The following is a 22794-nucleotide window of genomic DNA, read 5'->3' on the forward strand; positions in this document are numbered from 1 at the left end:
GTGACGGTTTGCAGTTTCATATTCAACGTGAGCCGTCGAAATAGTGATACCGCGAGCGCGTTCTTCTGGTGCAGCATCGATCTGGTCGTATGCCTTGAATTCACCGAAAAACTTGGTGATCGCTGCCGTCAGCGAGGTCTTGCCATGGTCAACGTGACCAATGGTGCCGATGTTTACGTGGGGCTTATTACGTTCAAACTTGCTCTTTGCCATCGCCGTTGTTCTCTTTGTTCTAGAACCGCTCGAGCGCCCGCATAGAAACCAATCAGATTTCCAGGCCGACATTTATGCCAAAACGGAACGGCGAACCGCCCGTCGATGATTCCTTACACGCCTATCCGCTCTTGAAAATCTGGAGCGGGTAACGGGAATCGAACCCGTGTATTCAGCTTGGAAGGCTGCTGCTCTACCATTGAGCTATACCCGCGCACTCTAAACTCTAATCCGACAGTGGTGGAGGAAGTTGGATTTGAACCAACGTAGGCTTAGCCAACGGATTTACAGTCCGTCCCCTTTAACCGCTCGGGCATTCCTCCTAATATCACTATCAGCAGAGTCGAGTAACTAGGCATTTTTTACAGAGTTTCCGGTTGGCGCTGGGCCCGCCGTCGTTCTGTGAGCGGGCTTATGCCGATATGCGTCGCTCCTGTCAACAGGGTAAAAGTGAAAAGAATGCAGAACATTCCACAGCTTGGACAGATCAGCTCGCACTCAGCGCCCGAGAACCGCGCGAAACCGGGATTTGACGCCTATAAAGAGATATAAATTCTCACATTAAATAAAATCGAGCACGCTATCTTCCATGTTGTGGACAGGGTATAAGCGCCGCATGAATGATAAAAACTCACCCCGTACCCCTAAAGATTCTCATTATGCGCGCCTGCGTCGCGAACATCGTGACCATAAGGCAGCCGCAGAAGGCAAAGCACCGCACAGGCCTCAACGAGCGCCTATTCCGGCCGGTCGAGTAGCGGATGGAACCGTACGCCTTTATGGCCTGCATACGGTTCGCGCAGCTGTAGAGAATCCCGCGCGCACGATTTTGCGTATGCGTGCGACTCGCAATGGCTTTGCGCGCCTTGAAATTGGCGAAGCAGAAAGCCTCCCTTTCCCAGTCGAAATCGTCGAACCAAAAGAGATCGACAAAGAGACCGGTTCGGATGCCGTCCATCAGGGCGTCATGATCGAAGCAGAACCGCTTCGGCATAAAAAGTTGTCAGAATTGAAAGATAGCCCGCTTTTGCTGGTGCTGGATCAGGTTACCGATCCACACAATGTCGGCGCAATCATCCGCTCGGCAGTGGCTTTTGGTGCAGGAGCAATCATTACCACTAGCCGTCACAGCCCTCAAGAAAGTGGTGTTCTGGCAAAGGCTGCCTCGGGTGCACTCGAGCTTATTCCTCATATTGAGGTTCGCAACCTTGCAGAAGCGATCGAAGAACTTCATTCGCTCGGTTTCATGACCATTGGCCTTGATTCGGAAGGTCCACTTGAAATGGAAGCGACACTTGAGGGCGGTCGTGTAGCACTCGTTCTTGGCGCAGAAGGCAAAGGTCTTCGTCAGAAGACCCGCGAAACGGTGACTGCACTGGCACGTCTCGATATGCCGGGCGAAATCAAATCGCTTAACGTCTCCAATGCTGCAGCAATTTCGCTCTATGCAGCGGAACGTTATCTGCGTGCGCGCAACGGTTCTTAAAAGCGATTCAATTTTTTATCTGGAGCGTTTCATGCGCTCCAGATGATTCGAAGAGTAGGACACACGGATTTAGGCCGTGGCGATGTAAGTCCGAATATCCTCTGCTTCACGCTCCACATCCTCAATGCGCCGCTTAACTACGTCACCGATTGAGATGATTCCAGCAAGCTTGCCATTTTCTTCCACCGGCATATGACGGAACCGGTTGCGAGTCATGATTTCCATCACCTGATTCACAGTGTGATGTTCCCGACAAACCTGTACCTTTGTAGTCATAAACTCAGACACAAGCCGGTCGGCGATCTTTTCTTGCATAGACGCGATAGCACGCACCACGTCACGTTCAGAAAAAATGCCCTTTATCCGACCTGCTTCATCACAGACGACCAAAGCACCGATTTTGTGTTGAGCTAAGACAGCAACAGCATGAGAAAGCGTTTCCTCAGGGCCTATAACAACAACATCTCTGCCCTTTGTCTCGAGAATCGATCTAACAGTCATGCCAAAGTCCCTCCCAAGGTTCAGCAATCCAATCTGCAGGATCGCTGCATGATTCTAACGCAGCTCCTCCAGCTGCGTTCCAATAATGGTGCGCTTTGATTAGCCGCTTTGCAAGCAGACTAAATTGGGAGACCTAAGCTCAGCGCCTAATCACAGCGTCGTAGCTTCGGGGCTTATCAAGCAGTGAAATCCCGAAAAAGCCTGCGATGAAGCCACCAATATGGGCTTCCCATGCAATTCCCGATAAATCAGCGCCGCCTGTCGAATAAAGACCGGTGAAAATATTGATCAGAAACCAGATACCCACGAAGGTCAGCACAGGCTTAAGTGTGAGCGTGAGACCAATAGGCAGCACCGGCCCTGCAAATTCCGACCTGCGCCCAAAGCCGACACGGCGGAACCCGTAACGCGCTGCAGCCCCCATCATGCCGGAGATGGCGCCGGAAGCACCGACTAGAGGCGTTACGCTTTCGGGATAGATCGCATAATGCGTGAGGCCTGCAATCACCGACGTTAGAATCCAGAAAATAATCATTCGACCAGTACCGATACGGCCCGCGAGCGGAGAACCGAAAGCGGCAAACCAGATCATATTGACCGCGATATGCGCAAACCCGCCGTGCATGAAAGAGTAACTGATGAGCGTGAAAAGTGCGGACGGATCGGTAAATCCACTTGCAAGTGAGAAGCGCGCGGGAATCAAAGCAAAGTTCAGCATGAACTCATAGTTCTGCTGCTCACTGATAATGTAATTTTGATAGATATAGACGCCAGCGCAGATCGCCATTAGCGCAAGAATGACGCTTGGTATGTTGAATATTGGTTCGCTGCCGCCCGAACGTCTCGAATCGTTGGAGTTTCCGCGCATTTCAGGCTGAGGCGTGCTCATCGATTGCCACTTTCCGTCTGCGAAAGACCTGTCGCGCTGATCGCTCTTGCGGTCGCGCTCATCTGGATATGGATTCTTGATAAGTGACAATTCGTTAAAAATAAAGGCCGCCGGAGTATCCCGTACGGCCTTGTCGCAAATGTCTGACTTTTGCGATACAGAATCTGGAGATCAGAAAAAAGCCAACCAAGACAATGGCTTCAACTGACAACCCATCAAACTGCTATAAAAGAACTTTTGCAACTATTACTTCTTGTTAACCTTAACAACCAACCCTAGTGGATGAAGAAAGGGTTAAGCTGGCGCCCTCGCCGTTAATACTATTTTAATGCGCTGACCAACGGGCACTGCCCGAAATCAGGATAAAACGGCAAGCAGCGCATAATGAAAAACCGCAGCACGATCGCAATCTTTAGCGAATGGCAGCGACTGGCTTTAAGTCAGGGTAACGCGCTCCATGCGCCGCAGCGCGAACTGATCCAGCCTCGCAAGCTGGGACGGCATTTGTCGGATCTGTTCATTCTTGAAGAAGATGAAACGGGGGACCTGATGTTCCGCCTCGCGGGCACACGCGTTTGTGCCCTGTTCGGTCGCGAACTTAAAGCCACTCGGTTCTTGTCACTCTGGCCTGAACGCAATCGCTCTGCCCTTAACGAACTTGCCAGAAACATTGATTCTCTGTTGGTCCCGGCTTTGAGCCAGAATGACGGCATTAGTCTCTCAGGGCGCAGCCTAGCCTTTGAGATGTTGCTGGCACCGCTCGAAAGAGGTGAAGGCGGAAGAATCAATCTGCTTGGCAGCATCGTTGTTCTTAGTGATGTCGCATGGGCCGGTGCTGATCCACTGGTCTTGGGCCATCTTAACAGTGTTGAACCGCTTGCACCCGATCTAATCATTGAGCAGGAGGTCCGCAAACCTTCCGTGATGACCGTCAATGTAGCAAACAGCACACGCCGCTGGGGTACGCCGGTTCCTACGCACAATATGCCAGCTCTCCGGGTCATCAACGGCGGAAAAGCCTGACTGGAAACATTTAAGGTCAGCAATATAAAGGTAAACGCGCACTAAGGTTACGGATTGGCAAACCGCATTTTTGGGCAATTTGGGCATCAAAAGGCCATAAAACCCTCTAAAATGGTCTTAAACGCGCCATTTCTGAACAAAACATTGCTGAGTTCCGCGCAGTTTTATTCAAATTAGATTCGCATTTTCGCGTCTGAATTTCCCAGCCCTCAAAGTCTTGCACGCATTCTTGTTTCCAACAGGGAGACAAAAGAATGACGAAGCAAACAATCATCGCAGCAATCCTGCTGATACTGGGTACGGCTTTTGCACAAGCAGCGAATCCAGCATCCAAGTCGCACTGGATGCCAACGGGTGAGCGTACATCTCAGCCGATCGGCCATTATGAATTTTGCGAGCGCCATGACACAGAGTGCAAGATCACCAGCGCTAACAGCGCACCGCTGACGCTCAATCAGAAAGTCTGGCAAGAAATCATCGCTGTTAACGCCAGCGTCAATGAACGAATCGCACCACGCACCGATATGGACGTCTGGGGCCGCGAGGAATATTGGGAATACCCAACCACGGCTGGCGATTGCGATGACTATATGTTGCTCAAGCGCCGCGAGCTTATTGCACTCGGTATCCCTCTCAACACGCTCCTGATGACAGTCGTTCGTCAGGCAAATGGCGAAGGTCATGCGGTTCTGACGGTACGCACAGATCGCGGCGACTTCATTCTCGACAATCTCGATCAGCGTGTGCGCCTTTGGAACGAAACCGACTACACCTATCTTAAGCGCCAATCGACGACCAACACTGGCACCTGGGTCTCTATCAAGGATGGCCGCGAAACCTTCGTCAGCAGCATCCGCAACTGATTTTCATCAAATATCACATTAAAAAGGGACGGGTCGTCATTCCCCGTCCCTTTTTATATTTGTCAGATTCTGCTTATGCCGGTTCCAGGCCACGCATGAAAGATTGGCCTTTCTCGACGTAATGCTTGGCTGACAACTTCAGCTTTTCGACAGCGGTAACATCAAGCTCGCGAATAACGCGCGCTGGCGAGCCGACAATTAGCGAATTATCCGGAAACTCCTTGCCTTCTGTCACCAGCGCGCCCGCGCCTATGAGGCAATTGTTCCCGATTTTCGCACCGTTGAGCAAAACGGCCCCCATGCCGATCAAACTATTATCGCCAATTGTGCAACCGTGAAGAATCGCGCGATGGCCAATCGTGCAGCCCTCCCCAATGCTGAGCGGAAACCCAATATCCGTATGCATGATGGTGTGTTCTTGCACATTGGTGTTGGCACCAACCGAGATCATCTCATTATCGCCACGCAGAACCGCTCCAAACCAAAAGCCGACATTCTCGCCAACGAGAATTTTACCAATCAGCGTTGCATCCGGTGCGATCCAGTTACTGGCCCGGTCGGCAAATTCAGGTTTGTGACCATTATACGCATAGATCGGCATGAGCTTTCCTCCATCACAAATTCTTCGAACAACATGCGCTAATTATCGTGGGAACGGAATGCGGCTTTCAGGCAATAGAGTGTTGCCGCCAGGAAGATGATACCGGCGAGCACTTTGAAGCCAACAATTGTCGAGAAAAATCCCCAATCATCCGGCCAGTAATAGGTGCTGCGAAGCCTCCCCATCTGCGATGAAACCGCCATTTTTCCTGTGGTTACGTTATTAAAAGCACTACGAAGCAAAAAGAACGACACCAGTCCCCCGAGCACTGTACTGGCCCAAAGCGAACCCGACGAAAATTTTCGCATTTCAGATTGCGGTCGATTTTCAGGATCCTGCTTAATATCGCGCGTTTTACGATTGCGGATATTAAGCCAGATAGGCAACTGTTTATCTCTGTCGTCTTGCGCCATGATCAATCGCAGATTTCATAGCCGCTGCTTTCAGCTTCCACGGCTGCCTTGATCCAGAAGAAGACATTGCCTTCACCTTGAAGCTTGCCCTGACAAAGAGCGACGACATTTCCCTGTCCCGCAGGAGCCTTAGCGGCACAAGATGCCTTCCAGCTGGCAAAACGTTCAATGGAACCATCAACAATCTCAGGAAAACCAAAATAAATCTTGCTCATTTTCTGGGCCAGTTCGGGACAGGTACCGTCATCGTCAATCGCCTGCGCTAGCGCAGAGGAAGCCACAAGGCCCAAGCATAGGGCTGCGGCGGCACCCAAAACATGGCGCGCAAATGAACCAATCATGATTTCTCCAACCTCCCTCAATCAGCGCCAACTTTTGTAGAGAACGCTTCTCGGAGCATCAAGCCAATAAAAAACGCCCTCTCTGCAAAGCAGAAAGGGCGTTCTGGTTCATCAATCAAGACGGATCTTAAAGATCAACGTCGAGAATGGCCATCGAGAAGTTGTAGGAAAGTTCGCCTTCGTCTTCGTCCTTATAGACGAGACCCAGGAACTCATCATCCAGATATACCTCAGCAGAATCGTCCTTACGTGGACGCGCCTTCACCTGAAGGCCCGGATTGTTGAAAGTCCGCTTGAAATATGCGTCGAGTTTCTTGAGTTCTTCGGGTTTCAACCGGCTTCTCCTGATATTGAATTGAGGCCGGTTTAATGCACCCGGCATTGTTTGATGTAAAGCACTAACGCATGAGCGGCTCAGCGCATACACCGTTAGTTTGGATGACTGTTTGTGGATATAGTCCGCGTTAATGAAAAGACCAGACGCGGCAGATCGTTACGATTTATGGGAACTATGCCGGGCTAAATACCCTCGCCATACATGTGCTCACCAAAGGCTGCTTCGCCTAGCGTCTGGTCCATAACGCGCGATGGCTCTGAACAACCACTTTCCCCGACAACCTTTGCCGGCACACCAGCTACCGTCGCATTATTCGGCACAGGTTTCAGTACGACAGAACCAGCTGCAATTTTTGAGCAATTTCCAACTTCGATATTGCCGAGAATTTTCGCACCCGCTCCGATCAGCACACCATGGCGAATCTTAGGGTGACGATCACCACTGGCCTTGCCCGTACCGCCCAGCGTTACGCCATGCAGAATCGAAACATTGTCTTCAATGACAGCCGTTTCGCCCACCACAAGCCCGGTCGCATGGTCAAGGAACAACCCACTGCCAAACTTTGCAGCCGGATGAATATCAGTCTGGAAGATCGAAGACGAACGGCTTTGCAGGTAATAAGCAAAATCCTTACGACCTTCTTTATAAAGCCAATGAGCCAGACGATGCGTCTGGATGGCATGAAAACCCTTCAGATAAAGAATTGGGTCCATAAAACGGCTGTAAGCCGGGTCGCGGTCATACACGGCCTGTATATCGACGCGCACGATATGCGACCATTCCGGATTGGCTTCAAACATCGCATCAAAAGTCTGACGCAGGATATCCGCGCTGAGATCCGCATGACCAAGACGTTCGGCGATGCGATGCATCACTGCATCTTCGAGCGTCGATTGATTGAGGATCGTTGCATACAGAAACGTTCCAAGCACGGGATCGTTCTTGGCCGCTTCCTCCGCTTCAGCGCGAATGGAATGCCAGATCGGATCAACCTGCCCCAACGAAGGGGACAATTTTGCGTTCGAACGAACGGACATCATGCATACTCCAATTTTGCTCATTGCAGACAACTGAACACTCCCGTTGCCCATAAAGCCTGCATTGCAATGCGAGTTCGGCAGACAACATATCTCAAAATGCCGTGCCTTTACACCGCATAAATCTTATCGCTGTCGTTAGCGTATCGCGCCCGAACTCAGAGAGGGTTTTCTTCGAGAAAGGCCAGAACACCTTTCTTATAAACCTTGTCACCCACCGCCAACATGTGGTCACGGTCAGGAATATCGAGCGCCCGGCCATTTGGCAGCATATCTGCCAACTCTTGAGCGCTCCCTGCAATATCGTCTGTCGTACCCACCGCTACAAGGACCGGCTGCATGATGCGCGCAATTGCCTCGGCAGAAACCAGTTCCTTGGATGTAATGACACAAGCCGCGAGCGCAATTCGATCACTCTTGGTCTGGTCGGCAAATTTGCGGAACATCATCCCGCGCGGATTCGTGATGGTCGATGGATCTTCTGCAAGAAGTGCTTCACCAATTGGCTCCCAGTCGCCTGCGCCCGTCACCATGCCGATGCCAAGGCCGCCAAACACGGCGCTATGAACACGTTCGGGGTGCTCGATTGCCAGAAACGCAGTGATGCGCGCGCCCATCGAATATCCCATGACATGCGCTTTTTCGATGCCAAGATGATCGAGCAGAGCCGCGGCATCACCCGCCATGGCGCTCGGTGTGTAATCCGCTGCTTCATGGCTCTTTGCAGAAAAGCCGTGGCCACGATCATCGATGGCGATCACGCGATAACCTGCTTCAGTCAAAGTGCGAAACCAACCCGGCGACACCCAATTGACGAGGCTCGACGAGGCAAAGCCGTGAATGAGCAGGATCGGGTCGCCCTCTCCGTCCTGACGATACGCAAGACGCAGACCATCATGTTCGAAATATTCGATATCGAGCGCGCTCAATTTGTATTCCTTTTGAATTTCAGAATGCGGGATTTTTGACAGGCTTAACTGCGACACTCGCCACAAATGGCCTTGTGGATCGCACTGTCACCACGCTTGATACCGGTTCGTTTAACAGTCCCGGCCAGAAGTTCAACCACATAAGCCGCAGGCCCTTGCGAAGAAATGATGGCCTCGGAGAACGGTTCTGCATTTTCATGGATCGCCGACACATGGCCGGTATCGTCAAGAAAAACCATATCCAGCGGCGAAGGCGTGTTCTGCATCCACATCATCACGCTCCGCATTTCGCCGAAAACAAAGAGCATAGCGCGGTCTTTCGGAAAATCGGTTCGCCACATCAGACCACGCATACGCGCTTCATCTGTAGCAGCAATCTCCAACCCGAATGAAACCTTGCCCTTTGAGGTAACGAAGGTCAGCGGTTCTTTATCCAAAGGCAATAGCATTGGCTTGGTTTCCTGCGCATGGGCAGAAACAGCAAAAAATAGAAAAGCGAATGCGAAAAGAATCCGGCCCATACCCTGCTCTCGTGCTGCGCGTTCGTGCCAATTGCGCTGTCACGGGCGCTCACGAATGGTGCGATTGAGCCGCGAAGATAACAACGAGGTTGTAGTACGGCAAGACTAAGTCGCCAGCATCACCCGGTTGTTACAGAATATGAAATGGGAGTTCGATCATCTCCAGCAAAAGTGCGAAACGTTTTTGCGTTGGATGATGCATTAAGCGAAGAGATAGAGTGATTCTATGAGCTTTGGTGGGCTGCTCAATGAGAAACCGGAATCGCCGTGCCAATATCTGGATGGATTTCCGCAGCCATGAGGCCCTTGTCTCCATTGCCGAAACGGATCAGAACGACTTGACCGGGGCGCAGTTCCATCATGCCGAAGCGACGAAGCGTTTCCATATGAATGAAAATATCTTCTGTGCCCTCGCCGCGCGTCAGAAAGCCGAAGCCCTTGGTGCGGTTGAACCACTTCACAATCACGCGCTCCAGCCCGCTTGATGGCGTAACCGTTACATGCGTGCGCTGTGGCGCCATCTGAGCCGGATGAACTGCTGTAGACGTGTCCATGGAAAGAACGCGGAAGCACTGCATACCACGATCGCCATTGCGCACTTCACAAACGATACGCGCGCCTTCGAGCGCTGTTTGAAAGCCATCGCGGCGAAGCGATGTGACATGAAGGAGAATATCGGAAAGCCCAGGCTGGTCGGGCACGATGAAACCGTACCCCTTTGCAACGTCGAACCACTTGATGTGGCCGGACACTTCAATAAGTTCGCCTAGCTCTTCTGAGGAGGCCTGACTGCGAAACTGGTCATCCGACACAGATTTGTCCGCCATGCGCTCGTCCCTCCTCTGTTGTTCCGTTGCGATTCTGTCCTGATTCTTGCCCAAAGAATAACACTTCCTTAACCGGAGGCGGCAAGCCTAAACTTTTGCTGTCATGAAGATGATCACAGGCTTTGTGCTCTCAGCGTTAATTTGCCAATTTCTAAAATTGAAAATTGCCGTATCAAGCACCTCGTCGAAAACATATGGCAGCATGGCAATTCGACAACTTGTTTACTTGCGTTTTCACGTAAGCCGCCTATCCACGAAATTGCTCTTTCAAGCCGTGCAATGGAAACCGGGCGGAAGGATACGAAAAGCTGAACCATTCTCTGGGGAAAGCGTTAAATCCTACAACCGGCAAACATGCGAACCAGGAGAAGACTATGCGTTATCTGCACACGATGGTTAGAATTCGCGACATTGATGAATCGCTCGATTTTTACGTGAACAAGTTTGGCCTCGAAGAAATTCGCCGGACTGAAAATGAAAAAGGCCGCTTTACGCTCATCTTCCTTGCCGCGCCATCAGACAAGGATAAGGCCAAGGCAGAACGCGCTCCAGAGTTGGAACTGACCTATAACTGGGACCCAGAAACCTATACCAGTGGCCGTAACTTCGGGCATCTCGCTTATGCGGTCGATAATATCTATGCGACTTGCCAAAAGCTGAAAGACGCTGGCGTCACAATCAACCGTCCACCACGCGACGGCCACATGGCTTTCATCAAGTCACCCGACGGCATTTCCATCGAACTGATCCAGAAGGGTGAGCGCCTCGCTCCGCAGGAGCCATGGGCTTCGGCCGAAAATATCGGCAGCTGGTAATCAAGAAAAAGGCCCGGTATCTCGACCGGGCCTTTTCATTAAAACTGTTGGGCTTATTCGGTGCCTTGAATCGCTGCGAGCAACCAGTCGCCACCATCAACGCGGGTGAACGTCCAGACTTCGACGCTTTCAACCGGCTCATCAGGGTTGCCTTCAACGACAGCGCCTGTATTGCGGTCAAGCATAACATCGATAGCCGAGTAACGGATGGCGACAGTCGCATAGTCGACATTGCCTTCACGCCATGCTTCGGAAACATCGCCCTGAAGCAGCTTCACGTCCTTGACTTCATTACGCATACCGCTGGAAGCGATCTCACCCAGTTCTTCAGCCAGGTAAGACATGGCTTCCGGTGTTGCGAGCTTGCGGAGTGCTGCATAATCCTCACGGCCATAAGCGGTCTGGATTTCTGACAGCATCTGCTCGAAGCGATCCAGTTCTTCCTGGCCAACATCCATTGGCTCTTCTTCAACCGCAGCTGCAACCGGGGTCTCTTCCTGCTTAGCGCCAAAGGGATTTACCGAAGGCGTGCGGCTTGTAGTATTTGACGGTGGTGCAGCAGTCTTTGCAGAACCAAAAACCTGTGCAGCATTAAAAGGCTGAGCGCCGGCGTTGCCTGCACCCGCTGCTGCCGTCTGACGACGATTTGCAATCATGCGCATGACGAACATCGCGATCAGCGCAATGACAGCGACCTGCAACAGAAGGCCGAACATGCCGGCCATACCGCCAAGGCCATTACCCAGCAACATGCCGATCAGACCACCAACTAGGAGACCACCGAGCATCGAACGGCCGAAATTGCCAAACATGCCGCCAGAACGAGCCGCAGCTGCATTCTGTGTGCCTGCCGCTGCACTCGGACGATTGGTCTGAGTTGCACCTGTATTTGGCGTCATCGAACGTTCCATAGGCGCTGCATTGTTTGGTGCAGTGCGCGTCGGTGCAGGCGCTTGATATGTACGCGCACCACGGCTACCAAAACCGCCCCCGCCAGCACGGCGAGCCTCGGCGAAATCAACAGCGGCAAAAGAGGCTATAAGCCCAAGGACCATTGCAGCGGTCAGTTTGGTCAGGCGGTTTCCGGAACCCGGCATAAGTATCTCCCAATAGAGTAATCACAGAATATTTTAGTCCGTGATTATATGGGAATTCGCTCCCCGTTTTCACAAGAGCGTGAAGACAAAAAAGTTGAGAAAATTCAAATAGGCACAGCTGCGTCCAGAATCTGGATCTGAGGAGTGACCGAACCGTTCCAGTGATTGAGCGACAAGTTCCCAACAATATGGACACTCTGCCCGATATTGTTGAACAAGAATCGTCCCAAATCCCCTTCAGCAACGCGGAAAGCGATAGCGTTAACGCGTTTGCCATCTGCGCCACGCAGAACAACACGCACATGATCCCGCCCCACCAAACGCACATCCGCCAATATATGATGCGGAAGTGCAAGCACTGGCTGTGGATGCGCTGAGCCGAAAGGACCAGCTTTCTGCAAAGATTCATAAAGCGAAACAGTCGCGCCCGAAGCAGCAACCGCCCCGTCAATCGAAAGACTCTGATTTTCACGAAGCCTTGCGACCGTATCAGCCGATTCTTCCTCAAGATATGCACGAAGCGCACCAAGCTTGCCGCGCTCAATGGTAATACCAGCTGCCATGGCGTGACCACCGCCCTTTACCAGCAACCCGCGCTCCATCGCACCGCGAACCAGTTTGCCAAGATCAAGTCCGGAAATAGAACGCCCCGACCCCGAGCCAATGCCATTCGCATTAAATGAAATGGCAAAGGCAGGCCGACGCGCCTTTTCTTTGAGCCGCGATGCCAGCAATCCGACGATACCCGGATGCCAGCGATCACTTGCCGTCACAATCACCGATGCACCTGCACCGCCTGAAAGCTCAAGTGAAGCTTCCGCTTCGGCCTCAATCAGCATTTCGGCTTCCATAGCCTGTCGCTCCTGATTGAGTCGGTCGAGTTCTGCGGCAATTGGATCAGCAGCGGTTGAATCGTCCAGTGTAAGCAACCGAGCGCCCAGCCCTGCATCACCAATACGTCCCCCGGCATTGATACGTGGGCCGATCAGATAACCAAGATGGAAAACATTGAGCGGCTCGCCAATGCGCGAAACCCTGCCAAGCGCTGCCAGGCCCGCATTGCTCTGGCTACGCGCAACCAGGAGTCCTTTCACGACGAAGGCGCGATTGACACCTTTCAGCGGAACCACGTCGCAAACTGTCGCAAGTGCCACCAAATCGAGCAGCGAGAGAAGGTCCGGCCCAGGCCCCTTGCCACGTTCGCGCAAAACTTTTGTCACCTGAACAAGCGTCAGAAAAACAACGCCCGCGGCGCACAGATGCTCCTGCTGTGAAATATCGTCTTCGCGGTTCGGGTTGACAATGGCCACCGCATCATCCGGTAGATCACCGCCTACCTGATGGTGGTCGATAACCACGACATCGGCACCAGCTTCTTTTGCAGCCGTAATCGACGGCGCGCTGTTGGTGCCGCAATCAACCGTCACGATTAACGAGGCACCCTTTGCGACCAGTTCACGCATGGCATCGGGGTTCGGGCCATATCCTTCAAAGATACGATCCGGAATATAGATTGAATGCGTGATACCATAATGTTTCAAAAACCGCGCCATGAGGGCGGATGAACATGCACCGTCAACGTCATAGTCTCCGAAAATAGCAACCGTCTCGCGCCGCATAATAGCGTCGGCGATGCGGTTTGCGGCTTTATCCATATCGGTCAGCATGGCTGGATCTGGCATCAGGTTGCGCAGGCTCGGATCGATAAACTCCGGCGCGCCTTCTACAGAAACCCCGCGCCCTGCAAGCACGCGCGATACCAGATCGGAAATGCCATGATGCTGCGCGATTGCGAGCGCCGTATTGGCCTCACGCGGGCCGAGCCGATCCATCCATTTCTGGCCAGTGACAGATTTACGGATGCCAAGAAAAAAACGTTCTGTTGTCATGGTTTCTTAAAGACACAAAAGGCGGCATTTTTGCAATGCCGCCTTTTAAACAACCCTATGATAGCTCTGTTAGAACTTCGACAAATCCTGATGCCGTGCCTTGATTTCACGAACCGTCTGCGAACTTGAGCGCATGACGATTGTGTGGGTCTGGATATAATCACGGGCGAACTTGACGCCAGAAAGCATATTACCATCCGTCACACCGGTTGCAGCAAAAAGCACGTCGCCCTTCGCCATCTCTTCCAGCGTATAGACCTTTTTCGGATCCGAAATGCCCATCTTGGCCGCGCGCGCAATTTTCTCATCTGAATTAAGCTGAAGTCGGCCCTGCATCTGGCCACCAATGCAACGCAACGCTGCAGCTGCCAGCACACCCTCCGGCGCGCCACCGATACCGATATAAATATCGATGCCGGTTTCATCCGGATTGGTCGTGTGCATCACACCCGCAACATCACCATCGCCGATCAAACGAATGGATGCACCGGTCGCACGCACTTCTTCGATCAGACGTGCGTGGCGTGGACGATCCATAATGCAAGCCGTAATTTCATGTGGCTTTACGCCCTTGGCCTTTGCAATGGCCATGATGTTGTCGGTCGGTGTTGCATCGAGATCGACCACGCCCTTCGGATAACCCGGACCAACAGCAATCTTTTCCATGTAAACATCTGGCGCATAAAGCAGATTGCCCTTCTCGGCGATGGCGATAACAGCCAGCGAGTTCGGCAGATTCTTGGCGCAAATCGTCGTACCTTCCAGGGGGTCGAGCGCAATATCAACATCAGGCCCCTGCTTGGTGCCAACTTCTTCACCGATATAGAGCATCGGCGCTTCATCGCGTTCGCCTTCACCGATTACGACGGTACCAGCAATAGGCAGACGATTAAGCTCCTGACGCATGGCGTCAACTGCGGCTTGATCAGCAGCCATTTCATCGCCACGTCCACGAAGGCGTGCTGCAGCCACTGCCGCGCGTTCTGCCACACGAACGAGTTCGAGTGTGAGAATGCGATCCAGTCCCTGGGCTGATCCATGCGGTTGCTGCTCTGCGGTCTTGGCCATGTGAACAAAGTCCTGAATTCGAATGAGGTTGCTGCGTCGATAGAGCGACAGTGTCGTCACTTATAGCGACAATATGCAAATCTTTTGTCAAAGTCCCCTGCCGCCTGCAAGAGAATGAAGGGTAAAAAGATTTTGCACTCAAGCGCTTAATCGATTTAAGGTCACACACTTGGTTTCATGTCTTGGTCGGGCGTGAACGAACACACCCAACCATTGAGACCAGAAAGCTGAAAGCAACCAGAAGAATTTTCGGCAGATCAACCTACAGCTGCTTTGAAGAAAAACTCTGGATTCTCAACTTCGACCAGCTTTTTTCTATCGATTACCCAGAAACGATTTCCAACGTTACGCACGAAACTGCGATCATGCGATACGATGAGGCTCGCTGTTTCATCGCTCAACAGTTCTGCTTCCAGCGCTTCTTGCCCATCTATATCCAGATGATTGGTCGGCTCATCGAGAATGTAGAAGTTCGGCTTAGTCAGACGCAGAACCAGCATGGCAAGCCGCGCCTTTTGTCCGCCCGAAAGCCGCGACAAAGGTTTGGTCTGCATCTCAAGCGTCATACCGGCGCCGGCAAGCAAGGATCGTGCTCGCTGGTCGCCGACATCGAAACGCTTCATGATCGTCTCAAATGGCGTCCATTTACCATTCAGCTCGGATAAAGCCTGATCACTATAGCCCAACACGAGTGACGGCGTTGCTTTGATGCCCGCAAGTGATTGTTCCGGCTGAAGGATTGCTTCACGAACCAGTGTGAGCAATCGCGTCTTACCCGTACCGTTAGCGCCAAGCAGCACGATTCTGTCACCGGGATTGACCCACAACTGCCCGGCTTTGTAGAGGGGGCGACCGTCAGGGGTCGCAATCTCGGCCTGATCGATTACGATCAGTGCCTTGGCATGGCTACCCCGACCATCGAGCCTGATCTTGCCAGCAGAGCGTTCGACATGAGCTGCCTTCGCGCTTTCCTCGATTTTCTCGGCTCTCGCACGCAACTGCTTGGTTTTCACCACCAGCAAATCACTTCCCGAGTTAATGCCTATATTGTTGAGTTTTGCCGCCTGTCTGCGCAATTGCTGGACAGTCTTCATGTCCTTTTCAAACTGGCGGGCGTCAGCCGCATCTATCTCGTCAAGCGCCACACGCGCTTGGCTGTAGGGCAACGCAAAGACAAACGACTTATCCGCACGCAGGAAAAGCGTGCGTTTCGTCACCACATCAAGAAAGGCGCGGTCATGACTGCAAACAATGACGGCTACTGAACGCGGGAGCGCATCAAGCCAGTTTTCCAGCAAATGCACCTTCTCAAGGTCGAGATGGTTTGTCGGCTCGTCCAGCAATAGTACGTCAGGCTCGGACACCCATGTGCGTGCCAGAAGCGCAAGCCGCTGCCAGCCACCACTCAACTGCCGAATGGCAAGTTCACGCAATTCAGCCGGAACATTAAGATCATCAAGCACGATATCAGCACGCCAGCTTTCATAAGCGCGTGCTTCTTCATCCAGTCCGCTGAGCACGACGTCATAGAAAGACAGATCCATCAGATCGTCTGAGACATACTGGCTGACATAGCCGATTTTGAGCCCACGCGAGCGCGTGATCGTACCGCTGGTGGGCTCCCCCTCTCCGACGATCAATCGTAAAAGACTGGTCTTTCCACGACCATTGGCGGCAACGATACCAAGCCTCTCGCCATCGCCTACGACGAAATCGAGGTTTGCAAACAAGGTCTGATGGAGGCTAAGCGAAAGATTCTGAACAGATATAAGAGACATGGCGATAGGCCCAATTTGGCCAAGCACGGACGAGGAGTTCTCAAACAGCTTCAATCAACATGCTTGCAAATTTGCGGCTACAGCAATTGAAGCTGAGCCTTCAGAAAAGGCAGAAAAAGACCTTTGTTTCAGTCTTAATCGGCCCTGCACAATTTACTGTTGCAGGGCAAAATCAGGGCCATACTGACGATGACGGTCGTGACGCGTCACATCCATATTACAGCCCTCCTTTTCCATATTTGTCTCTAAACCGGACTATTCCGATGGATGCTTCTTAGCAAAAGCGTTGCCGCCCTTCAAGAGCGGCAACACTATTGGATATAATCAGCCTGCACGTTCGATACGGATCATCTGTGGCTTGTTGACCAGATGATCATCCTTGAGAATTGCTTCAAGAGCTTTCTTCACAGCGGATTCAGTCGTTTCGTGCGTAACGAGGATAACAGTCTTGATGCCGTCACTTACGTCGCTGTCCATCAAAGGACGTTGAACGATTGACTCAAGCGAAATGTCATTCTCAGCCATACGCTTGGCAATTCCAGCAAATGCACCGATACGATCATAAACCGTCAGGCGAATGAAATAACCGCCTGCATGTTTGCGCATCTTTGCACGCTTATATGGCTGCAAGGCTTTCGCAGGTGTGCCGAAAACTGGGCCATGCTGGAAGCCGGGACGGCTTTTGGCAATATCTGCCAGATCGCCGATCACAGCCGATGCCGTGGCATTGCCGCCGGCACCCGGACCGGAAAGCAGCAATTCACCCAGGAGGTCAGTTTCGATTGCAACTGCATTGGTCACGCCATGGACCTGTGCAATTACTGACGAGGTTGGGACCATGGTCGGATGCACGCGCTGTTCGATACCGGTATCGGTCTTCTGCGCAACGCCGAGCAGCTTGATACGATAGCCAAGCTCGTCAGCAGCACGAATATCAGCCAGCGAAATATTGCTGATGCCTTCAAGATAAATGTCGTCGGCTGCAATCTGGGTGCCAAATGCAAGGCTTGTAAGCAGCGCAAGTTTGTGCGCCGTATCGTTGCCCTCAATGTCAAAGGTCGGATCAGCTTCGGCATAACCGAGACGCTGCGCGTCTGCGAGGCAATCTTCAAACGAAATGCCCTCTTCCCACATCCGGGTGAGGATGTAGTTACAGGTGCCGTTCATGATACCGTAAACGCGCGAAACCGTGTTGCCGGTCAATGATTCACGCATCGCCTTGATGACGGGAATGCCGCCAGCAACAGCTGCTTCAAAATTGAGAAGAACGCCCTTCTCTTCGGCAATCTTGGCAAGCGCCACGCCGTGCTTTGCAAGAAGTGCCTTATTGGCAGTCACAACATGATGACCTACACGCAATGCAGCTTCAACAGCCGTTTTGGCCGGGCCTTCATCACCACCGATCAGCTCAACGAAAACATCAATATTAGCGCTTTTGGCAAGCTCGATTGGATCGTCAAACCATTCAACGCCATCAAGATCGATACCGCGATCACGAGTGCGGTCGCGTGCGCTCACCGCAGTAACAGTAACTTGCTTGCCGCACTGACGAGTGAGCATTTCGGCCTTGTCACGTAGAATACGCAACACCGAAGCACCAACGGTGCCCAGTCCGGCAACGCCGATCCGCAATGCATCACTCATTGTTCTGTCTTTCCGATTCGTTGAATTTCTATGTGGTGGGAAACAAGGGCCGACCAGAAGACGGCCCCTGCTTTGTCCGGTTAAAATCGCTTAACGGCGACCTTCAAGCGGAATGATGTTCTGCACATTCTCGTCCTTGGCGGACAGGAAGCGCTTGATGTTACGAGCAGCCTGACGGATGCGGTGTTCGTTCTCGACCAATGCGATACGAACATATTCATCACCGTGTTCGCCAAAGCCTACGCCCGGCGCAACAGCCACGTCGGCCATTTCAACCAGAAGCTTGGAGAATTCGAGCGAGCCCAGCGCACGGAAACGCTCTGGAATCGGAACCCATGCGAACATGGTTGCCGCTGGTGGCGGCACATCCCAGCCTGCACGGCCAAAGCTGTCGACCAGCACATCGCGACGCTGCTTATAGACATTCCGAACATAAGCAATGTCAGTACCGTCGCCGTTAAGTGCTGCGGTTGCTGCAACCTGAATAGGCGTGAATGCACCATAATCCAGATAGGATTTAACGCGCGTCAGTGCCGCAATCAGGCGTTCATTGCCAACCGCAAAGCCCATGCGCCAGCCCGGCATCGAAAACGTCTTCGACATCGAAGTGAACTCGACAGCAACATCCATCGCACCCGGCACTTCAAGAACCGATGGTGGCGGGTTGTTGTCGTCAAAATAGATTTCCGAATAAGCCAGATCCGACAGAATGATCAGATCGTTCTTACGCGCGAAATCGACCACATCCTTGTAGAAATCAAGGGTAGCAATATAAGCGGTCGGGTTCGACGGGAAGTTAAGAATAAGCGCGAGCGGCTTTGGAATAGAATGCTTGACCGCACGATCCAGCGCACGAATGAAATCCTCATCCGGCTTTGCAGGAATCGAACGGATCACACCACCCGACATGATGAAGCCGAACGAATGAATCGGATAGGTTGGATCCGGGCAAAGCACGACATCGCCGGGCGCCGTGATCGCCTGCGCCATATTGGCGAAGCCTTCCTTGGAACCAAGCGTCGCAACGACCTGTGTATCCGGGTTGAGCTTCACACCAAAACGACGCGCATAATATTGTGCCTGCGCACGGCGAAGGCCGGGAATGCCCTTCGACGACGAATATCGATGCGCACGCGGGTCCTGAACAGCTTCGCAAAGCTTGTCGACGATGTTCTTTGGCGTCGGCAGATCAGGATTACCCATTCCGAGATCAATGATGTCGGCTCCAGCCGCTCGCGCCGATGCCTTCAGGCGATTTACCTGTTCAAAGACATAAGGTGGCAAGCGACGGACTTTATGAAATTCTTCCGACATGATCCTGTTCCAGAAGGGAGTTGAATGAAACGGCGCGTATGCGCCGGGTTAGGAGCTATACACCTGTTATCGAATCGGGTCGAGACTTGTTACAGTTCTGCGACGAAGCTTTTATAGAAAGAAAAGCCCGCTATTCCCCGGCTTCGATCTGCTTGAGGGTGGCGTCTGTTTCTTCCTGCGCCTGTTTGCGCAAAGCAGCAGCCTGAGCTGGCGTGAGAGCTGCATTGGAAGAACGTGTGGCCGCAAGACGCGTGCGGTCAGAATCAAGGCCGGACATCATCTGCGCCTTCTCTTCGGGCGTAATCTGTGTAGTCGCAGCTTTTGGCATTCGGCCAAAGGTCGGATAGGTATCGGTGCGCTTGGCACCTTCCTGAGGCGTACCCTGAAACTCAGGCCCACCGGCACAACCCGCGAGAAGCGCCACGGCTGTTGCTGCCAGCATGAGATTGGCAAACTTCCGTGTGCTTTTGGTCATATGTCCGGTTCCGATCCTGGTGCTCTGAAGACGCTAGTACATTACTTAGCGCGTCACAGATAGTATAGTGCGGAATGGATAGCACTAACTCGATGCATCATGTCAACAAGTGAGTTGCGATTGGCTTCATTCCGCGGCGACGGATGTATGAATGATAAATAAGTATAACCAAAAATTACAAGCAGTAATATTGTGTTATATCGCTGTAATTGAACGACCTAATAAGCGCTTATGAAACACATAGCACTTTCAATAGTTGCGTTTGGCAGTTAAAAATCCTAAAAATTAGTTACTACTTATCACTGAGTGATTTGTATATTCACGCTTAAATGCGCCTACATATGTGGTGTAATCGCTATAAAGTGCTGAAAATCTTGGTTTATCTACCCCGGTACAAATGACCGGTTTCCGTGAGTAAAATCGCCTTCTTTAAAATTGGCGAGACTCACATGGGGGATTTGATCTCCCGAAACCAGGCGGGCACGGGCTTCCGGTTCGTCAGACTGATAAATCCCGATAAGCTGATAAAACAGCCGGGACGTCGAGCTGGAGCAGACATTGAAATTTGCAGAACCTTCACACCGGAAGACCGGCAGATTGCTGACAAGCAGCGTAGCTTTGCTCGCACTTGTACTCGCATCCTGCACATCGACTGGCAACGGCACTTCGCCTTTACAAATGACGAACAACGCCGATGGTTCCATGATTGCTGACACTCTTCAAAGTGCTGCCGATCAGACAGCTGCCGCCGAAGTAGCAGCAGACGCAGGTAAGGCTGAAACGAAAAAGGCTGATACAACGACTGAAACGGCGAAAGCCGCGGTCGCCGAAGCAAAGTCATCCGATACAGAACAAAAGTCAGCAACAGCAGCGGCAAACGACGCGCAACCGACCCAAGACGGCTCTATTCAGGTTGCAGCTCTCGCACCACAGACGAAATCCACTTCCCTCTTTGGCATGTTTGGCAAAAAGCCAGCTGAGCCGCCTGTAAATTCAACAGCGGCGCCCGAAACAACTGAGACTGCAAAACCTGAAGAGGCAAAAGAGCAGGCTGCAGCACAGGTAGCTAAGCCTACTCCGGAAGAAGCCAAACAAGCCGAAGCGCCAAAACCTGCCGAATCAGAGAAACCTACTCAAGTGACATCGCTTTTTGGCTCTGCAAAAAATGCCAATGCATATGCAGCGCCCCAGCGCCCCGCCTCAACAGCAAGCCAAGGCAGCATCGCTCGTCTCTTCACCGATGAATCAGCAAACAGCTCTGGTACGTCGCAGAACAAGAAGCTCGCAGTTATAAGGCCAGCCGGAAAATCGAAGCACGAATATAATTACACCCTCCCTGGCGTGCGCCCGAACGGCGGCTTCGAGATCAAGCATCGCAAGAGCATCTATGACGACAGCGATATCGATGCGAACGAATATGACGATTACGCATCTGTTCAGCTAGCATCGGCACCGGGTCTTGCGCGGCTCGCACCAAATGGCCTGAAGGTTCAGCGCGAAACAGTCGATGTTGCCTGCCTTAAGCCTCAGCTTGTCACTATGCTGAAGACCATGGAACGGCATTTCCGCAAGCCTGTCATGGTCACTTCCGGCTATCGTAGCCCGTCCTACAATCGCAAGGTCAATGGCGCACGCAAATCGCTTCACATGATTTGTGCAGCGGCCGACATTCAGATCGATGGTGTTTCAAAGCATGAAATCGCCCGCTATGCGCGCAACATGACAGGCCGCGGCGGTGTCGGCACCTATTGCCATACAACCTCAGTCCACGTCGATGTAGGTCCGGAACGTGACTGGAACTGGAGCTGTAAAAAGTAATCACAGCAAATCAAGCCGGACCAAAAGTCCGGCTTTTTTGTTATTTTTCATATAGTTGCCAGATTCCCCACTCCGCTTTTCCAGAAGAAAACGACAATCAGACGAGTTTTTTTTAGAAAAGTTATATTAAGGGCTTGCGAGTCAGGATCTTCCTGAATATAAGCCCACTCACACCAGCAACAGGCGCCCATCGTCTAGCGGTTAGGACAGCGCCCTTTCACGGCGCAGACAGGGGTTCGATTCCCCTTGGGCGTACCACTTGCTGGTTTTGTTTTTCTCCCGAAAAGTTGATATCTTGGTAAGTGACATAGCTTCGACAGCAATGTTACGCACTGTCCGTAAAACTTGAAAATGGACAGCAAGATTATGGCTAAAACCAAAGCAATCGTACCGACCGCCCATGCCAGTCGCTATTTACAGCAGCTGTGCAAACATTGGGCTCATAAATTCACTGTTGAATTCACACCCGAGCATGGTCGAATCGATCTTGGCGAGAATCGCTTGGTTCTGATGGACGCTAATCCGGAAAATCTCGTCGCAACGGTCGAGGCACCTGAAGAAAGCCTCTCTCAAATGGAAGACGTCGTCGCAAGCCACATCGTGCGCTTTGCGTTCCGCGAAGAACTGGTCTTCAACTGGGTGAAGGAATAGGCGCTTTGGCGCCCGTTCAACCCTCCGATAAATTGCCCGCAAATTGCCCCGAATAGCCATCTTCACATCACATTGCGGGCTAAATCTCACGCAAAATTCTCACCAACACAGAGATGATTTGGTGGTGGTGAAGATGACCAGTGAAACAAGAACAACACTGACACTGCTCAGTGCAGGCCTTATTGCAGCAATGCTTGTGCTCGGCGCAGATATGAGCTGGGCGGACGTCGCCAAGGTACTGTTCTGATACTCCTTCGCACATAC

The 22794-nt window shown here is 52.2% G+C and carries 24 protein-coding genes and 3 tRNA genes; 7 read left to right on the forward strand and 20 right to left on the reverse strand.

Annotated features, from left to right (window positions below):
- The 3 genes from CEV34_RS01360 to CEV34_RS01375 form a co-directional block, all read right to left on the reverse strand.
- Nucleotides 1-213: GTP-binding protein (locus CEV34_RS01360; RefSeq protein WP_235819000.1), on the reverse strand; the 213-nt coding region annotated here is incomplete at its 3' end.
- Between the two features lie 140 nt (nucleotides 214-353).
- Nucleotides 354-427: transfer RNA gene (locus tag CEV34_RS01370), tRNA-Gly, on the reverse strand.
- Nucleotides 428-451: 24 nt separating this feature from the next.
- Nucleotides 452-536, reverse strand: a tRNA-Tyr gene (locus tag CEV34_RS01375).
- Nucleotides 537-829: 293 nt separating this feature from the next.
- On the opposite strand from CEV34_RS01375, the gene rlmB reads away from it, so the two are divergent.
- The gene (gene rlmB / locus CEV34_RS01380; protein ID WP_094543194.1) at nucleotides 830-1699 is read left to right on the forward strand and encodes a 23S rRNA (guanosine(2251)-2'-O)-methyltransferase RlmB; all 870 of its coding nucleotides are present in this window, start codon (nucleotides 830-832) and stop codon (nucleotides 1697-1699) included.
- Between the two features lie 69 nt (nucleotides 1700-1768).
- Here the strand turns inward: rlmB and CEV34_RS01385 are convergent, their stop codons facing one another.
- Together CEV34_RS01385 and CEV34_RS01390 are read right to left on the reverse strand one after the other, a co-directional pair.
- Nucleotides 1769-2200 carry a CBS domain-containing protein gene (locus CEV34_RS01385; RefSeq protein WP_007875447.1) on the reverse strand — a complete coding sequence of 144 codons (432 nt, stop codon included), beginning with the start codon at nucleotides 2198-2200 and terminating at the stop codon, nucleotides 1769-1771.
- Between the two features lie 139 nt (nucleotides 2201-2339).
- Nucleotides 2340-3089 (reverse strand): rhomboid family intramembrane serine protease, encoded by a 750-nt coding sequence (locus CEV34_RS01390; RefSeq protein WP_039859844.1) that lies wholly within the window; start codon nucleotides 3087-3089, stop codon nucleotides 2340-2342.
- A gap of 384 nt (nucleotides 3090-3473) precedes the next feature.
- On the opposite strand from CEV34_RS01390, the gene CEV34_RS01395 reads away from it, so the two are divergent.
- Nucleotides 3474-4112, forward strand: coding sequence for a PAS domain-containing protein (locus CEV34_RS01395; RefSeq protein WP_094543144.1), 639 nt, complete (start codon nucleotides 3474-3476; stop codon nucleotides 4110-4112).
- Between the two features lie 254 nt (nucleotides 4113-4366).
- Entirely contained in the window at nucleotides 4367-4975 is a 609-nt protein-coding gene (locus tag CEV34_RS01400; RefSeq protein ID WP_007875455.1) for a transglutaminase-like cysteine peptidase, read from the forward strand.
- Between the two features lie 73 nt (nucleotides 4976-5048).
- Here the strand turns inward: CEV34_RS01400 and CEV34_RS01405 are convergent, their stop codons facing one another.
- The 8 genes from CEV34_RS01405 to CEV34_RS01440 form a co-directional block, all read right to left on the reverse strand.
- Nucleotides 5049-5576: a gamma carbonic anhydrase family protein gene (locus CEV34_RS01405; protein WP_007875457.1), complete on the reverse strand. Its 528-nt coding sequence runs from the start codon at nucleotides 5574-5576 to the stop codon at nucleotides 5049-5051.
- A 38-nt stretch (nucleotides 5577-5614) separates the two neighbouring features.
- Nucleotides 5615-5989 (reverse strand): hypothetical protein, encoded by a 375-nt coding sequence (locus tag CEV34_RS01410; RefSeq protein ID WP_039859840.1) that lies wholly within the window; start codon nucleotides 5987-5989, stop codon nucleotides 5615-5617.
- A 2-nt stretch (nucleotides 5990-5991) separates the two neighbouring features.
- Nucleotides 5992-6330 (reverse strand): hypothetical protein, encoded by a 339-nt coding sequence (locus tag CEV34_RS01415; protein ID WP_007875461.1) that lies wholly within the window; start codon nucleotides 6328-6330, stop codon nucleotides 5992-5994.
- Nucleotides 6331-6457: 127 nt separating this feature from the next.
- Complete coding sequence (locus CEV34_RS01420) at nucleotides 6458-6664, reverse strand: DUF3126 family protein (RefSeq protein ID WP_007875463.1); 207 nt, start codon at nucleotides 6662-6664, stop codon at nucleotides 6458-6460.
- Between the two features lie 185 nt (nucleotides 6665-6849).
- Nucleotides 6850-7704, reverse strand: coding sequence for a serine O-acetyltransferase (gene cysE, locus CEV34_RS01425; protein ID WP_007875465.1), 855 nt, complete (start codon nucleotides 7702-7704; stop codon nucleotides 6850-6852).
- Nucleotides 7705-7862: 158 nt separating this feature from the next.
- Nucleotides 7863-8633 (reverse strand): alpha/beta fold hydrolase, encoded by a 771-nt coding sequence (locus CEV34_RS01430; RefSeq protein WP_007875471.1) that lies wholly within the window; start codon nucleotides 8631-8633, stop codon nucleotides 7863-7865.
- 44 nt (nucleotides 8634-8677) lie between these two features.
- Entirely contained in the window at nucleotides 8678-9154 is a 477-nt protein-coding gene (locus CEV34_RS01435) for a DUF192 domain-containing protein (RefSeq protein ID WP_007875473.1), read from the reverse strand.
- 245 nt (nucleotides 9155-9399) lie between these two features.
- A complete protein-coding gene (locus CEV34_RS01440; protein ID WP_007875475.1) occupies nucleotides 9400-9981 on the reverse strand; it encodes a cold-shock protein in 582 nt (193 codons plus the stop codon).
- A gap of 374 nt (nucleotides 9982-10355) precedes the next feature.
- On the opposite strand from CEV34_RS01440, the gene gloA reads away from it, so the two are divergent.
- Nucleotides 10356-10796 carry a lactoylglutathione lyase gene (gene gloA / locus CEV34_RS01445; RefSeq protein WP_007875483.1) on the forward strand — a complete coding sequence of 147 codons (441 nt, stop codon included), beginning with the start codon at nucleotides 10356-10358 and terminating at the stop codon, nucleotides 10794-10796.
- 53 nt (nucleotides 10797-10849) lie between these two features.
- Here the strand turns inward: gloA and CEV34_RS01450 are convergent, their stop codons facing one another.
- The 7 genes from CEV34_RS01450 to CEV34_RS01480 form a co-directional block, all read right to left on the reverse strand.
- Nucleotides 10850-11893, reverse strand: coding sequence for a Tim44 domain-containing protein (locus CEV34_RS01450; protein WP_094543146.1), 1044 nt, complete (start codon nucleotides 11891-11893; stop codon nucleotides 10850-10852).
- A gap of 104 nt (nucleotides 11894-11997) precedes the next feature.
- Nucleotides 11998-13782 carry a single-stranded-DNA-specific exonuclease RecJ gene (recJ, locus tag CEV34_RS01455; protein ID WP_094543149.1) on the reverse strand — a complete coding sequence of 595 codons (1785 nt, stop codon included), beginning with the start codon at nucleotides 13780-13782 and terminating at the stop codon, nucleotides 11998-12000.
- A gap of 69 nt (nucleotides 13783-13851) precedes the next feature.
- Complete coding sequence (glpX, locus tag CEV34_RS01460) at nucleotides 13852-14850, reverse strand: class II fructose-bisphosphatase (protein ID WP_007875494.1); 999 nt, start codon at nucleotides 14848-14850, stop codon at nucleotides 13852-13854.
- A 257-nt stretch (nucleotides 14851-15107) separates the two neighbouring features.
- Complete coding sequence (locus CEV34_RS01465) at nucleotides 15108-16628, reverse strand: ABC-F family ATP-binding cassette domain-containing protein (protein WP_007875495.1); 1521 nt, start codon at nucleotides 16626-16628, stop codon at nucleotides 15108-15110.
- 324 nt (nucleotides 16629-16952) lie between these two features.
- The gene (locus CEV34_RS01470) at nucleotides 16953-18272 is read right to left on the reverse strand and encodes a homoserine dehydrogenase (protein ID WP_007875497.1); all 1320 of its coding nucleotides are present in this window, start codon (nucleotides 18270-18272) and stop codon (nucleotides 16953-16955) included.
- 90 nt (nucleotides 18273-18362) lie between these two features.
- A complete protein-coding gene (locus CEV34_RS01475; protein ID WP_007875500.1) occupies nucleotides 18363-19586 on the reverse strand; it encodes an LL-diaminopimelate aminotransferase in 1224 nt (407 codons plus the stop codon).
- Nucleotides 19587-19716: 130 nt separating this feature from the next.
- Nucleotides 19717-20061, reverse strand: a complete 345-nt coding sequence (locus CEV34_RS01480) for a hypothetical protein (RefSeq protein ID WP_007875502.1) — start codon at nucleotides 20059-20061, stop codon at nucleotides 19717-19719.
- A gap of 558 nt (nucleotides 20062-20619) precedes the next feature.
- On the opposite strand from CEV34_RS01480, the gene CEV34_RS01485 reads away from it, so the two are divergent.
- The 3 genes from CEV34_RS01485 to CEV34_RS01495 all read left to right on the forward strand — a co-directional run bounded on the left by CEV34_RS01485 (nucleotide 20620) and on the right by CEV34_RS01495 (nucleotide 22530).
- Nucleotides 20620-21879, forward strand: coding sequence for a D-Ala-D-Ala carboxypeptidase family metallohydrolase (locus CEV34_RS01485; RefSeq protein WP_039859850.1), 1260 nt, complete (start codon nucleotides 20620-20622; stop codon nucleotides 21877-21879).
- Nucleotides 21880-22062: 183 nt separating this feature from the next.
- A tRNA-Glu gene (locus tag CEV34_RS01490) sits at nucleotides 22063-22137 on the forward strand.
- A gap of 108 nt (nucleotides 22138-22245) precedes the next feature.
- Complete coding sequence (locus CEV34_RS01495; RefSeq protein WP_007875507.1) at nucleotides 22246-22530, forward strand: DUF2218 domain-containing protein; 285 nt, start codon at nucleotides 22246-22248, stop codon at nucleotides 22528-22530.
- The last annotated feature ends 264 nt before the right edge of the window (nucleotides 22531-22794 follow it).

Origin of the sequence: Brucella pseudogrignonensis (assembly GCF_002252525.1) — a bacterium.
Lineage (GTDB): Bacteria > Pseudomonadota > Alphaproteobacteria > Rhizobiales > Rhizobiaceae > Brucella > Brucella pseudogrignonensis.

Excerpts from the sequence above, each read along its gene's own strand:
- rlmB (WP_094543194.1), top strand. The coding sequence starts at position 830 with ATGAATGATAAAAACTCACCCCGTACCCCTAAAGATTCTCATTATGCG.
- CEV34_RS01385 (WP_007875447.1), bottom strand. The coding sequence starts at position 2,200 with ATGACTGTTAGATCGATTCTCGAGACAAAGGGCAGAGATGTTGTTGTT.
- CEV34_RS01390 (WP_039859844.1), bottom strand. The coding sequence starts at position 3,089 with ATGAGCACGCCTCAGCCTGAAATGCGCGGAAACTCCAACGATTCGAGA.
- CEV34_RS01395 (WP_094543144.1), top strand. The coding sequence starts at position 3,474 with ATGAAAAACCGCAGCACGATCGCAATCTTTAGCGAATGGCAGCGACTG.
- CEV34_RS01400 (WP_007875455.1), top strand. The coding sequence starts at position 4,367 with ATGACGAAGCAAACAATCATCGCAGCAATCCTGCTGATACTGGGTACG.
- CEV34_RS01405 (WP_007875457.1), bottom strand. The coding sequence starts at position 5,576 with ATGCCGATCTATGCGTATAATGGTCACAAACCTGAATTTGCCGACCGG.
- CEV34_RS01410 (WP_039859840.1), bottom strand. The coding sequence starts at position 5,989 with ATGGCGCAAGACGACAGAGATAAACAGTTGCCTATCTGGCTTAATATC.
- CEV34_RS01415 (WP_007875461.1), bottom strand. The coding sequence starts at position 6,330 with ATGATTGGTTCATTTGCGCGCCATGTTTTGGGTGCCGCCGCAGCCCTA.
- cysE (WP_007875465.1), bottom strand. The coding sequence starts at position 7,704 with ATGTCCGTTCGTTCGAACGCAAAATTGTCCCCTTCGTTGGGGCAGGTT.
- CEV34_RS01435 (WP_007875473.1), bottom strand. The coding sequence starts at position 9,154 with ATGGGCCGGATTCTTTTCGCATTCGCTTTTCTATTTTTTGCTGTTTCT.
- CEV34_RS01440 (WP_007875475.1), bottom strand. The coding sequence starts at position 9,981 with ATGGCGGACAAATCTGTGTCGGATGACCAGTTTCGCAGTCAGGCCTCC.
- gloA (WP_007875483.1), top strand. The coding sequence starts at position 10,356 with ATGCGTTATCTGCACACGATGGTTAGAATTCGCGACATTGATGAATCG.
- CEV34_RS01450 (WP_094543146.1), bottom strand. The coding sequence starts at position 11,893 with ATGCCGGGTTCCGGAAACCGCCTGACCAAACTGACCGCTGCAATGGTC.
- recJ (WP_094543149.1), bottom strand. The coding sequence starts at position 13,782 with ATGACAACAGAACGTTTTTTTCTTGGCATCCGTAAATCTGTCACTGGC.
- glpX (WP_007875494.1), bottom strand. The coding sequence starts at position 14,850 with ATGGCCAAGACCGCAGAGCAGCAACCGCATGGATCAGCCCAGGGACTG.
- CEV34_RS01465 (WP_007875495.1), bottom strand. The coding sequence starts at position 16,628 with ATGTCTCTTATATCTGTTCAGAATCTTTCGCTTAGCCTCCATCAGACC.
- CEV34_RS01470 (WP_007875497.1), bottom strand. The coding sequence starts at position 18,272 with ATGAGTGATGCATTGCGGATCGGCGTTGCCGGACTGGGCACCGTTGGT.
- CEV34_RS01475 (WP_007875500.1), bottom strand. The coding sequence starts at position 19,586 with ATGTCGGAAGAATTTCATAAAGTCCGTCGCTTGCCACCTTATGTCTTT.
- CEV34_RS01480 (WP_007875502.1), bottom strand. The coding sequence starts at position 20,061 with ATGACCAAAAGCACACGGAAGTTTGCCAATCTCATGCTGGCAGCAACA.
- CEV34_RS01495 (WP_007875507.1), top strand. The coding sequence starts at position 22,246 with ATGGCTAAAACCAAAGCAATCGTACCGACCGCCCATGCCAGTCGCTAT.